We start from the raw sequence: 11,719 nt of genomic DNA, 5'->3' as shown, positions 1-11,719 counted from the left end.
GATAATTAAGGTTTCCATATTTTTCTGTTTTTACAAAGATAAAAAATTTTAAAACATACATCCTTATATGTTTAAGAAGCGAATTAATCAGCTAACAGCTAATGGCTTTTGGCCGTTGGCCTTTGGCTATTGGTGATTGGTGATACGGTGGAACAGTGATTTCAGCCCCCTCCCTGGCCTTCCCCTGTTCCCCGCGTACGCGGGGACATGCGGGGGAGGGGAACGTTAGAGCTGTTAGATTTGCTAAATTCTCAATTTCCCAATCCTTATAACTTTTCAATTTTTCCATTTCACCTTTTCACTATTTCACTGTATCACTATTCCACATCATTGAGTCTTAAGAACTCTTTTCCTGATCCACAGTGCAAATAATGGATCAGAAAGAATATACCGCTCATCACTATTTTTAATAATGAGTCCTATCCCTTTCAGAACTTTCAGGGTTCGGGAAACATTGATGCTTTTATAATCAATCCTGGAATAAAGAGAACTGGCGTCTTCTGCTATTTTCAGGACGACCAGGCGATGCTCCCGTCTTTTAGATGTTTCTTCCCAAAGTTTTTCCAGGTAGTTTCGTTCATGCAAAAGCAATTCTTCCAGGATCGTATCCAGATCAAGTTTAAATGATAAAGGTGATAGCTGGTGCTTTAAGATAATACAAAAAGTGTCTCATACGACATTTGTACTATTATAAAACCACAGATTATAACTTTTTCTTTCCATACCGTTTCACTGTATCACTGTATCACTGTTTCACTATTTCACTGTTCCACCGTTCCACCGTTCCACCGTTCCACCAGCGAATTGAAAAACCCGGTCATACTACAATTCTGCAACAAACTCCTTAAATCTTAGGATACGTTCGCTGTTTCTTTTTTCGAAAAGAAGATGTTCAAAATCCCGGGCTTTTTGCGATAAATTTATTTTTGCAAATAAAGATGTCAATGCTGATTTTAGTTCTGAAAGATTATGGATCCCGTTACGGGCTGCAAGAAAGTTGTAATCAGGAGTGGTTTGCCCCAATAAAAACATGCTATCATAAAAATCGCGCCCTTTACTCCTCGAAAGCAAGGCCGAAATCTTCATTGCACAAATTACCTCATCGGATGGGACCGGAAATGAGAAGAAGAAACCGCATCCTTTTATGTTCACCGTTTGCCGTGTATATTCAATATGCTGATCCTGGCATTCAATTTTAATCAAAAAGCGCTCCTCCCTGTATCCCGATAAATTCAAGTCGAACAATAAACCGGGGAAATAGATATTTCTTCTGGATGCTCTGAGTTTATCGCTGATTTTATCACGGGCTTCTACATTCAGACCAAAGCGTTGCAGGTAAAGAAGAACAGCATCGGTCATTTCCGTAAATTCTTCTTGTGTAAAGTCTTTGCAATCAAAATCCAGGTCTTCCGAGAAGCGGTCTATCCCCTTGATTAGCCGCAGGTTTGTGCCTCCAATGAATGCCATTTTCCGGATAAAGGATGTTGTTGCCAGGTAATCGAGGATTAGAAGCTGTATATATTCTTTTACCAAATACTTCTGGTGTGCAGGATTATCGCGGATCAGCGGGGGAAAGAAGTTTCTGATCTGTTCTACCTGAATCATAAACCGTACGTTTTTATAAGCAACTCAAGCCTTTTTCCCAATGCCCGGTTCCTGAATTTGGCCGTATAATCCCTCAGCAATTCCACGTTCAGACTATCCTGCATAAAATCTTCGTCAAGACGTAATGCCTCCATTTCTTCCTTGTTGTCGTAATACGGGTTCAGATACAGCAAGTCGAGCAGGGCCTTTTCAGCTTGGGCAATCAGCAGGCTCCGGCTTTTTGAAAAAGGCTTCAGATCATATCCGAACATCAGCTCAGCCCGGATGCTTTTATATGAATAGCTGCCAAAAGGATTCACAAAACCCGCTGTTTTAAGGGATGTCACGCTGCTTATCTGCACGACTGCTTCAGGGATCATTCCATAGAAGGAAAGGGCCGAGTGCAGGCTAATATAAGAAGGCCGATAAATACGGTTGGCAATGTAAAGTTCAAAACCGGGTTCGGCCAGGTATTCAGGAAAACTGTAGAAGCCATTTCTCAATTTGATCAGCGAACCTTTCTTTACCCAGTTTAGCAGGTTGTTCTTATCAAAACCCGGCTGCCAGGCATATACCTGGTTGGGAGTAAAACAAGCCAGATCAAAAAAAGCTTTACGAAATTCCTGATAATTCATTTCTGTTTTTCTGCAAAAATACGGAAAAATAGAATTGTGATTGGGTGACTGGGTGACTGGATGACTTCAGCCCCCTCCCTGGCCCTCCCCCACCCGGGGGAGGGGAATGGTGGAGCTGTTAGATTTGCTAAATTCTACATTTCCCAATCCTTATAACTTTTCAATTTTTCCATCTCACCATTTCACTGTTTCACTGTTCCACTGTTTCACTGTTCCACCGTTCCACCGTTCCACTTTCCAGAGGTGACTGGGTGACTGGGTGTGAATGAGTGACATGGTGACTTGGTGACTAGGTGACTGGGTGACTAGGTGATTGGGTGACTGGGTGACTGGTTTCAGGTTTCCGGGTTTGGCCTTATTTGCCGGGAGCTCTTTATTCTTCTTATACTTGAATGTGAATGGAGAATTCGAAGGACTTCAACGTACCCGGCTTTTATTCTATAAATTATCAGGTAGGAACCTAAAATGATATTGCGATAGATTTTATTTTTTGTAGGCAAATGTCTACATTCCACATGAAGAAGGTACATCCTGTCCAAACTCCATACCCTGCTGTATATATCTGCGATAAAACTTTTTGCTGCAATGGACCCGAATACTTCTTCTCCGTAAGTATACAGGGATATAATGTCAAGGTCAAACTGTTCTGAGATTCTTACTTCTTTTCTCTCGATTTCAGCCATTGTTCAAAGTGTTCCATTGACTCTTGAATGGTATGAAACGGACCTTTTTCAGCTTTTCGTATCCCAGCTATGAATTCATCCTGACTCAGCGTATTACCAGGTAAAGTCCAGTTTTTTGATTCTTTTTTTTGATCTTTTGTTTTTATAACTTTCATGACAGACCTTGGATAATGAAAGTGTAAAGATACAAAATTAGTGGGTTGTTGAAAACCAAAGGTGCTCTTTTTCTTTCGTTACTGTTTCCAGTTCCGGCAAGGAACCGTTAGATATATAAACGGTGACTGGGTGACTGGGTGACTTGGTGACTTGGTGACTTGGTGACTAATTGAATAAATTACCAAGTTACCCTGTTACCTTGTTACTCAATTACCTAGTTACCTATCGCCAACGGCTGATCCCAATGATGAAGTATCCACATTAAGGAAATAATCAGGCTTACGAAGCTCAAGTTCTTCCCAGAATATTTCGTTGAGCTCGTAATCGTAGTTTTGCCCGGTATGCACGATGACGTGGTTCAGGTATTGGTCGAGCAAAGCCATGGTGCGGGAAAGGCGGATGATCTCCGGGCGTGTGCCCACTACTGTTAAGACTTTAAGTTGTGATTTTTGCATAAATTATTTTATATAGAACGCGAATGATACGGATCCACCGAAGGGCGGACAAGTTGCGACAAATTTACGCGGATTAATTTCTTACGCAGGCTATGGCATTATTTAGATAAGTATCAGCTTTACAGCACTTAGAGACTTCTATTAAGTCCGTTCCACAGTTTTTCAAACTAATATTCGTTCATCAGTAAAAAATCGGCGATATGCTTATGTTGAACACCTTCAATATTGTCTTTCCAGGTTTCATCCATGGTTACTACATATTTAGGATGATGGTCTTTGATTTCGAGCAAGGGGGTAAACTCACGATCGATCGTGGTTTGTTCCGTCATTTTATAAGCAACCTGAATATAAACTTTTCTTTCTTTTAATTCGGCAATAAAGTCAATCTCTTTGTCATCCGATTTTCCAACAAACACGCGGTATCCTCTTCGTTGAAGCTCAAGCATCACGATATTTTCCAGAACCCCTGAAATCAGTCTGTCCTTATAGCCCATCAAGGCGTACAAGAGTGCCTGATCACCTACATAATATTTTTCGAAAGTTTTAAGTATCTCTCTCCCTTTTACATCATAGCGTGGTATTTTGTACACAATAAAAGCTCCCTCAAGAGCATTCAGATAATTATATACGGTATTGAGGTCGATTTTCCGATGCTGGCTTTTGAAATAATCTGCGACGTTTTTTGCCGAGAATTTATTACCCACATTGTCAAATACATATTTAACGACACGTTCCAGAAGTTCTACATCACGAATATTAAACCTTTGCACAGTATCTCGCAGGATAGCGGAAGAATAGATATCGAATACTACCTTATAAGCTGTTTCCAGTGTGTATTCTGCCGTATGAAGTACCGGAAATCCACCCAGGCGTAAAAAATACCCGAATTCACGATAGATATCCTTATCCTCTTTGTGAGTGCGTGTCTGTTTAAAAAGAAGGTATTCGGCAAAGGAAAGTGTGTGAATGTGAATCTCTACATATCGTCCTGCCAGGTAAGTAGCCAGTTCCGACGATAATAGCCGGGAGTTGGAACCCGTAATAAAAAGATCAGCATTGATATCCACTAAAAAAGCATCCACAGCCTTTTCCCAGGATAGGACTTCCTGAATCTCATCAAGCAGGATATAGTATCGCTGATTATTGGTAATTTTAGCTTTGATAAAATAGTACAATTTGTCGGAATTATCAACATCAGTGTATTCAAAGCTTTCGAAATTGATGTGGATAATATTTTCTTCCCCGATTCCTCTCTTCAGCAATTCATCTTTCAGCAACTGGAGAATGGCGGATTTACCGCTTCTCCGGATGCCAGTAATAACCTTGATATACGGCTTATCAATAAAGCCGCAAAGCTGGTTTAAATATAAATCCCTTCTGATCATAAAGATGAATTTATAGGGTTATAACCACAAAGGTAGTATCTATTGTTCATGTTTTTATGGTTATGACCTTATTATTTTTCCACCGCTTCAAAATAAGTATCAGGATCATCCGGATCAAAAAACTCATTGATCCAGAAGATGGTATAAAGTTCTTCATCCCCGGTGTTGGTGATGTTGTGGGTATACCATACCGGCATATCTACAAATGATGGTTGCACACCATCCAAATCAAAAGACATTATTTTATTTGTTCCGATCTTTCTCAGTTGTATCCTGGCTTTGCCTTTAATGACGGCAAAGCGCTCGGCCTTGCGGGTGTGGAAATGGTTTCCACGAGTGATGCCGGGCACAGTGGTTGAAAATGAAACCTGGCCACCACTGTTTAGCTTTATCGTCTCAACAAACGAACCACGATCATCTGAATTTTTTTTCAATTTAAACGGGAAAAATGATTGATGATCAATATAGCAGAGAAAAGTGTTGAACAGGTTCCTGTCAAAGGAAATAGAAAGATCCGGAATAATTCCATTTTCGAAATAATCTTTTTTGAATTTTTCCAGTTTATTAAGCAACGATGAAACTTTTATTTCAGAAGTATGGGGAATTTTATAAGTATTTACTGCTGACTGCTGACTGGTGACAAGGTGACTGGGTGACTGGAAGAAAAGGTGACTAAGTGACTAGGTGACAAGGTGACAAGGTGACTTGGTGACAAGGTGACTTGGTGACTTGGTGACTAATTGAATAAATTACCAAGTTACTCTGTTACCCAGTTACCTGTTACCTTGTTCCACCGTTTCACTGTTCCAGGCCTTTCTTCAACTTTGCCTGTTCCTCGAGTATTATTTTTTTCAATTCTTCTTCTTTTGGTAAGTTTATCATATATTTTGAAACAAAGACCTGGTGTGATAAACCGGAAGTAGCATATTTTACCAGATTTTCGTTATTTGATGCACACATAATTATACCGATTGGCGGATGGTCACCTGGATTCATTTCATGATTTTTATAATAATTGAGATAAACATTCATTTGTCCCGAATCCGCATGTGAAAATTCACCTATTTTCAAATCAATCAGGACATGACATTTTAGAATACGATGATAAAATACTAAATCGATGCGGTAATGAGTATTATCAAAAGTAATCCGTTTCTGACGGGCTTCGAAGCAGAAACCCCGCCCTATTTCGAGAAGGAATTTTTGCAATTGACCAATGATTGCTTGTTCCAGATCACTTTCATTGTATTCTGATTTCTCTTCAAGCCCAAGAAATTCAAGTATCAACGGATTTCTAAAAAGGTCTTTGGCAGCTACTTTTTCTTGTCTGTTGAATTATATCCAACTGATTATCAGGTGATGGGAATTCGACAGACACTGTCTGTTGAATCTGAGGATAGGCCAGATAAAATGAACGATTCAATCGTAAAGCAATTTCTGAAAACCCTTTTAGGTTTCTTTGTTTCAATTGGGCAGACAAGCTATTAATCAGAGCTTTCCCATACTTTGCTCTGTCGGTTCCATTTTGTTCATATTCCACAATGTAATATCCAATTAGCCAATTTCTTAATGTTAAGGCAATATTCACCTGTTTTTGCACATGCAAAGCAAAATACTTATGAGTTTCTTCAATAATTGAAGTCAGCTGTGAAATATTGCTTATGGTTATTTTATTTTTCAGCATGATTCCTTAATGACTGGGTGACTGGGTGACTGGGTGACTGGGTGACTGGGTGAAACGGTGAAATCACTGTTCCACTATTTCACTGTTCCACTGTTCCACTATCATGTGCTGTTGAGTTTTTGGTTTAGCACTCGTATCAGGTTGACCAGCATTTTTCTGACGTGCTTGATCCGGTTGTCACAGGGTTCAGGATCAGTAATGTATCCCAATCTGAAGGCAATTTCAAGTTGGGTTTCCAATTCTGATAAAGAGCCGTTTGACACATAGAGGAATTGAATAAACTCCCTGTAACTTTTCAATTTTTCCATCTCACCATTTCACTGTTTCACTGTTCCACTGTTTCACTGTTCCACCGTTCCACCGTTCCACTTTCCAGAGGTGACTGGGTGACTGGGTGAACGCTTCAAGGCGCTTGCAGGTGCGTGGGTGAGTGGATACGGGTCGTCTACTTTTCCATCAAAACCCAGTATCCAACCTTGGCTGAACCAATGTGTTTAAGGCTTCTTTTATACTTTGTCTGAACCAATCCCCTTCAGGTAGAGCCTCCCTTTGGGTGTAAGCTTGTATTTTTGGTTTTTACTATTGGGCTTATTGGGTATAGTCATCTCAATTAAATCCAGCTCTAAAGCGGGTTTGATGTATTCCTCCCTGAAATATTTTCTGTTTGATATTCTGAGCAAATCCTGTAATACTTCCCTTGTCATCGTCCCTTCAACCACGCCAATCAATGCATTAACTTGGGGGGTAACTTGGGGGGTAACTTGGGGGGTAACTTGGGGGGTAACTTGGGGGGTAACTTGGGGGGTAACTTGCTCTGGTTTATAAAAGTCGATGGCAAAACCACCGAATTGCTCACTAAATGATGGTATTGGTAATCCATATTCTTTGCATTCCTGAGCTATCGCAATAGTGCCTCTCCCCCATGACTCTATATAACCAGCCCTGAAAAATAAATTGGCTAAGCTTCTGTTACGGGGTATTGAAGCATGCTGTTCGAACAGCATTTCTATTTTTAATTCTTCGGGTAGCAAACCGGCATTCCAGATTTCAAGGCTATAGTTGTTCACGCGTATTTGAGTGACAGCGCCTGTGTAATCGCGATGAATCAGGGCATTCAGGATCGCTTCACGTAAAGCCCTGACCGGATATTCCAACTGCTCTTCACGGTGTATTCCCTTATACGAAATAACTGATTTCAGATATTTTGTTTTTAAAATATCCATCACATTTTCAATAGTTGTAAACAGGTTGCTCTCAATGACATCCTGAACAACAATATTGGTTTCGCTGACAAATCGTCCAATCTTTACAGACATGGAAGGAAAAAATCGCATGGGGTCAGAGGCAAAAGCCTTTTCAACAAGAAATTCTGCAAAGCAAAACCGTTTAGTTCTTGCGTTGTAGAACCGCTTCTTACATAATATTTACCTCGCAGACTAACAGGTTGTGAACTTTGAGGCACTTTAAGCAATAAATAAGGGAGACTATTCTCAAAAAGCAAATCCACATGCAATACTATTCCCATTAGATTTGCTCCCTTATTCGGAATTTCTTCAAGTAATCTTTTTGTGTTCTGAAGACCAACAACTTTACCATGATCATTTACCCCAAAATACATCGAACCACCCTGCGAATTAGCAAATCCGCATAATTGCTTCAAATATTCATCCTTCCAGATCAATTTGAATTCTACTTGTTGTGATTCTTCTTTGGGTATCATAGTGACTGAGTGATTGGGTGACTGGGTGACTGGGTGACTGGGTGATTGGGTGACTGGGTGACTGGAAGAAAAGGTGACTAAGTGACTAGGTGACATGGTGACTAATTGAATAAATTACCAAGTTACCCTGTTACCTTGTTACTCAGTTACCCTGTTACCTTGTTACTCAGTTACCTAGTTACCATGAGACTGGGTGACTGGGTGTGACAAGGTGACTAAGTTACCCAGTTACCATGTTACCATGTCACTATTCCACCGTTCCACTGCTCAGTTGTTCCAGGTTGTGCTTGTTTATTTCTTCAAGGATTATTTCACGAAGCTGTTTTCTATCGGGCAAAAGCGTTCTTAATTGATACTCTGAAACTGCAATTGGTTTATTCACATCCCTTAGCGCTAATTCCACTGTCGACAAAATATTCGTCACCCTCCAGCACTAATCTGTATTGGTTTCCCATGAAAGAAAATCCTTTTCCAAGTTCCAGCATGAAATGTTTGATCTTTTCAACAAGCCGTTTTTCTAATTCACGTTCAAGGATCGGGCGTTCTATATCAAGGAATCCAAGATTGTACCTGCTTTTCAACATTTCATCAGCTTGCTCCTGCAAATGCTCCGGGAGTGCTTTTGAAAAGTTATGCTGCTTTGGTAAAATTTTATGTTTTGTGAAGGCATCAGATTTTATCTGATTAAGCAATATGTCCCTACTCCATGCAAATTCTATTGCATTTTTAATATAATATGCAGCTTCCTCTGTTTGCTTAGTTTTATTTAGTATCAGCAAGTGATGCCCCCAGGGCAATTCTGCGACAACTTGTCGCAGAATCTCATCCTGATGATAATAAGTTTCATAAAACCGTTTCATATCCCAGAGATTTCTTGATGAAAATCCGGTCGAATCAGGAAATTCACTTTTCAAGTCATCACTTAATCGTTCAACCACCGATTGGCCATATCCTTGAGTTAACTGTTTTTCAACTATCAGCTTACCGATACTCCAATATAACATGATCATTTCCCGATTTACCTTCCGGGCAGCAGTAACACGGGCTGACTTGATTTCTGCGACAACCTGCCGCAGTAAATCTTTGTAATCGTCGTATTTTAGATCAGTATTCAATGAGTGACTGGGTGACTGGGTGACTGGGTGACTGGGTGACTGGGTGACTGGGTGACTGGGTGACTGGGTGACTGGGTGACTGGGTGACTGTGTGACTGGGTGACTAAGTTACCATGTCACCATGTCACTGTTCCACTGTTCCACTATTTCACTGTCCCACCGTTAAAGTTATTTTTTTTCAACTTAACCAGTTGTTTAAATTTTGGGGAGTATTATACCGACTTCCGACTCCCGCTTCTCAATAAAGAAAGCCAAACAGCCAAAGGGGTATTTTATGATCGTGTCCGTATTCGATGTCGTCAGCGGCTATCCATGCGTTATGATCTGGTGGAAGTTGCCGGGCTGATTTGTTTTTTCCACCGATTTCGAATGTGTGGATTGAATCTATCGTAAAGTCGCCTTCCTTTGCATATTCAACGTTATGGTGAACTTTCAACTGGTTGGCAAAGAACGTTTCGCGCAGGTTACCTGTATTGATGCTGTGCGGTGAAAGAGCATAGATCATATTGGTATTGTCGAGATAAAGTTTATCAGGTTTTTGCAGTCGGGTAATTCCTGAAGCATCCCTGTAGAGTGATCGGATCAGGTGCGCCTCATTCAGATAGAATAAATAGGAAAGCAAGGTTGAACGATTGATGCCGATGCGTTGGCTCAACTTACTGATGTTCGGTATAAAAGGGGCTGACTCGGCAATGATCTGCAGCAATTGCCTGATTTTGGGTATATAAGCAGTTTCGAGGCCACGAAGCTGTGGCAATTCAATGTCGAGTACCATGTTGACAACTTCTTCGAGTCGTGTAAAATAGAGTTGAGGCAGTTCATTGTAGAAAGGATAGTATCCTGTCTTAAGATAGTTTGAAAAATGCTGTAAGGGTTTGATAACAGGGCTGATTTGCCTTGCAATACGGGAATGATCATGCAGTATCTGGTCAAGTGTAAAGGTTTGTAGATCTGTACCTTTGTTCATGTTCAGGTACTCACGAAACGAGAGTCCCTGCATGGCATAAACGGTAGCGCGTCGACTCAGGTCGGCCCGGGCGTTGAGGATTTGCAGCAGGCTGGAGCCGGTGAACACTACCTGCAGGCCTGGATAGTCGTCATAAATGTTTTTGAGTTCCTGTGACCAATCGGGGTAACGGTGCACCTCGTCGAGGAAGAGGAATTTTCCTCCCTTTTTAACAAAATCATCGACAAGGTCTGACAGTTGGTGGTGGCTGAACCAGATGTTATCGAGACTTACATAAAGGGTTGCATCTAACTGATCGCTGAGGCGGAGTTTGATATATTGTAATAAGAGGGTTGTCTTGCCAACACCTCTTGCTCCCTTTATGCCGATCAGTCGTCCATTCCAGTTTATTTCGCCCATCACACTCCTTACAAACCGGGTTTCAACCCAGTCCAGTCGTTGTTGGAATTTCTCAAAAAGGGTTTCCATTTCAGTGCAATGTGATGAAATTATTGTTTATCAGACTATACAATAATAGTAAATATTTGTTTAACCGGGTAAGCATTTTTGAAAAAAAACCTCAACCTTTCATTTCACAGCTTCGCCCCCTGAGTCCCATCCTTTGTTGGATAAGATACTGTAAATCAATCAATAAGATGACTAACCCTAAAACCTGATCAGTCTATGTTTTTCCACAACAGGAGCAACTTTTTTTGTAAAAGCACGTCCTTTTGTTTGTTAAAATCATCAATGGTCAGGATGCTTGCCTGAATCTTGCGGGTGATGAGTTTCTCGGCTTTAGCGCAGCCCTGGTTCAGGAATTCCTGATCGATATGATCGCCCACAACAATCAGTTCTACCAGCCGGCTATTGTTACCCATGGCCAGTTCTCCTCCCAGATAAACCGCTTCGGGTTTTCCCAAGTGGCTAATCACCTGATTGACGATATCGTCAACGCCGATGTATTTACGCACCAAACGGTTGATATCGGTGAAGAGCGGATGGGTGATATTGGCGCGGTAGATCTTTTTGTTCCCTTCCAATACGGTTTGTAACAGGCCGGCGGCTTCGAAGCGGTTGAGTTCTATACGGATAGCATTGGTGCTTTCGCCAAACTCAGGCTCGAGGCCACGCAGGTAACCGGTGCTGTTGATGTTCAGAAAGAACTTCAACATCAGTTTGATACGCGTCTTTGAGGTGATCAGGGCTTCGAGCATAGGGTTGTTATGGTATGATTACACGATTGGTTGAAGACTAAACGAGTAACAAAAGTACTCAATGTTTTGAAAAAAGCAAGTGTTTGTGGGATTTTTTTTCATTGGAGCATGGTTTTTTCTGGCTTTTGGCTGTTGGCCG

The 11,719-nt window shown here is 41.0% G+C and carries 15 protein-coding genes and 1 pseudogene; all 16 read right to left on the bottom strand.

Translation table 11 applies throughout. The annotated features are described in order from the left end of the window. Positions 1–327: 327 nt before the first annotated feature. Positions 328–585, bottom strand: coding sequence for a hypothetical protein (locus M0Q51_16245; GenBank protein ID MCK9401529.1), 258 nt, complete (start codon positions 583–585; stop codon positions 328–330). Positions 586–822: 237 nt separating this feature from the next. Continuing rightward, on the bottom strand, positions 823–1,605 hold the full coding sequence (locus M0Q51_16240; GenBank protein MCK9401528.1) for a nucleotidyl transferase AbiEii/AbiGii toxin family protein: 783 nt from the start codon (positions 1,603–1,605) through the stop codon (positions 823–825). Beyond that, positions 1,602–2,219 carry a hypothetical protein gene (locus M0Q51_16235; GenBank protein ID MCK9401527.1) on the bottom strand — a complete coding sequence of 206 codons (618 nt, stop codon included), beginning with the start codon at positions 2,217–2,219 and terminating at the stop codon, positions 1,602–1,604. The genes M0Q51_16240 and M0Q51_16235 overlap by 4 nt, the downstream gene beginning before the upstream one ends. A gap of 335 nt (positions 2,220–2,554) precedes the next feature. Further along, positions 2,555–2,902, bottom strand: coding sequence for a type II toxin-antitoxin system RelE/ParE family toxin (locus M0Q51_16230; protein MCK9401526.1), 348 nt, complete (start codon positions 2,900–2,902; stop codon positions 2,555–2,557). Further along, positions 2,875–3,057, bottom strand: coding sequence for a hypothetical protein (locus tag M0Q51_16225; protein ID MCK9401525.1), 183 nt, complete (start codon positions 3,055–3,057; stop codon positions 2,875–2,877). The genes M0Q51_16230 and M0Q51_16225 overlap by 28 nt, the downstream gene beginning before the upstream one ends. Positions 3,058–3,297: 240 nt before the next feature. Continuing rightward, positions 3,298–3,513, bottom strand: a pseudogene (locus M0Q51_16220) (UDP-N-acetylglucosamine 2-epimerase (non-hydrolyzing)). 167 nt (positions 3,514–3,680) lie between these two features. Beyond that, positions 3,681–4,898 (bottom strand): ATP-binding protein, encoded by a 1,218-nt coding sequence (locus M0Q51_16215; protein MCK9401524.1) that lies wholly within the window; start codon positions 4,896–4,898, stop codon positions 3,681–3,683. A gap of 71 nt (positions 4,899–4,969) precedes the next feature. After that, complete coding sequence (locus M0Q51_16210) at positions 4,970–5,470, bottom strand: hypothetical protein (GenBank protein ID MCK9401523.1); 501 nt, start codon at positions 5,468–5,470, stop codon at positions 4,970–4,972. A 226-nt stretch (positions 5,471–5,696) separates the two neighbouring features. Next, the gene (locus M0Q51_16205) at positions 5,697–6,185 is read right to left on the bottom strand and encodes a DUF1016 domain-containing protein (protein ID MCK9401522.1); all 489 of its coding nucleotides are present in this window, start codon (positions 6,183–6,185) and stop codon (positions 5,697–5,699) included. A 7-nt stretch (positions 6,186–6,192) separates the two neighbouring features. Then, positions 6,193–6,582 carry a DUF1016 N-terminal domain-containing protein gene (locus tag M0Q51_16200; protein MCK9401521.1) on the bottom strand — a complete coding sequence of 130 codons (390 nt, stop codon included), beginning with the start codon at positions 6,580–6,582 and terminating at the stop codon, positions 6,193–6,195. Positions 6,583–6,683: 101 nt separating this feature from the next. After that, positions 6,684–6,890, bottom strand: a complete 207-nt coding sequence (locus M0Q51_16195) for a four helix bundle protein (GenBank protein ID MCK9401520.1) — start codon at positions 6,888–6,890, stop codon at positions 6,684–6,686. A 198-nt stretch (positions 6,891–7,088) separates the two neighbouring features. After that, the gene (locus M0Q51_16190) at positions 7,089–7,898 is read right to left on the bottom strand and encodes a hypothetical protein (protein MCK9401519.1); all 810 of its coding nucleotides are present in this window, start codon (positions 7,896–7,898) and stop codon (positions 7,089–7,091) included. Beyond that, complete coding sequence (locus tag M0Q51_16185) at positions 7,889–8,302, bottom strand: ATP-binding protein (GenBank protein MCK9401518.1); 414 nt, start codon at positions 8,300–8,302, stop codon at positions 7,889–7,891. Before M0Q51_16185 ends, M0Q51_16190 begins: the two co-directional genes overlap by 10 nt. 374 nt (positions 8,303–8,676) lie before the next feature. Then, positions 8,677–9,417: a PDDEXK nuclease domain-containing protein gene (locus M0Q51_16180; protein MCK9401517.1), complete on the bottom strand. Its 741-nt coding sequence runs from the start codon at positions 9,415–9,417 to the stop codon at positions 8,677–8,679. 238 nt (positions 9,418–9,655) lie between these two features. Further along, positions 9,656–10,852, bottom strand: coding sequence for an AAA family ATPase (locus M0Q51_16175; protein ID MCK9401516.1), 1,197 nt, complete (start codon positions 10,850–10,852; stop codon positions 9,656–9,658). 188 nt (positions 10,853–11,040) lie between these two features. Continuing rightward, positions 11,041–11,538 carry an ArsR family transcriptional regulator gene (locus tag M0Q51_16170; protein ID MCK9401515.1) on the bottom strand — a complete coding sequence of 166 codons (498 nt, stop codon included), beginning with the start codon at positions 11,536–11,538 and terminating at the stop codon, positions 11,041–11,043. Between the last annotated feature and the right edge of the window lie 181 nt (positions 11,539–11,719).

The sequence above is a fragment of the Bacteroidales bacterium genome, from assembly GCA_023229505.1.
Taxonomy (GTDB): domain Bacteria; phylum Bacteroidota; class Bacteroidia; order Bacteroidales; family JAGOPY01; genus JAGOPY01.
This window is presented reverse-complemented; position numbering and strand designations above follow the sequence as displayed.

Excerpts from the sequence above, each read along its gene's own strand:
- M0Q51_16225 (MCK9401525.1), bottom strand. The coding sequence starts at position 3,057 with ATGAAAGTTATAAAAACAAAAGATCAAAAAAAAGAATCAAAAAACTGG.
- M0Q51_16190 (MCK9401519.1), bottom strand. The coding sequence starts at position 7,898 with ATGTCTGTAAAGATTGGACGATTTGTCAGCGAAACCAATATTGTTGTT.
- M0Q51_16235 (MCK9401527.1), bottom strand. The coding sequence starts at position 2,219 with ATGAATTATCAGGAATTTCGTAAAGCTTTTTTTGATCTGGCTTGTTTT.
- M0Q51_16230 (MCK9401526.1), bottom strand. The coding sequence starts at position 2,902 with ATGGCTGAAATCGAGAGAAAAGAAGTAAGAATCTCAGAACAGTTTGAC.
- M0Q51_16185 (MCK9401518.1), bottom strand. The coding sequence starts at position 8,302 with ATGATACCCAAAGAAGAATCACAACAAGTAGAATTCAAATTGATCTGG.
- M0Q51_16170 (MCK9401515.1), bottom strand. The coding sequence starts at position 11,538 with ATGTTGAAGTTCTTTCTGAACATCAACAGCACCGGTTACCTGCGTGGC.
- M0Q51_16200 (MCK9401521.1), bottom strand. The coding sequence starts at position 6,582 with ATGCTGAAAAATAAAATAACCATAAGCAATATTTCACAGCTGACTTCA.
- M0Q51_16240 (MCK9401528.1), bottom strand. The coding sequence starts at position 1,605 with ATGATTCAGGTAGAACAGATCAGAAACTTCTTTCCCCCGCTGATCCGC.
- M0Q51_16175 (MCK9401516.1), bottom strand. The coding sequence starts at position 10,852 with ATGGAAACCCTTTTTGAGAAATTCCAACAACGACTGGACTGGGTTGAA.
- M0Q51_16215 (MCK9401524.1), bottom strand. The coding sequence starts at position 4,898 with ATGATCAGAAGGGATTTATATTTAAACCAGCTTTGCGGCTTTATTGAT.
- M0Q51_16195 (MCK9401520.1), bottom strand. The coding sequence starts at position 6,890 with ATGGAAAAATTGAAAAGTTACAGGGAGTTTATTCAATTCCTCTATGTG.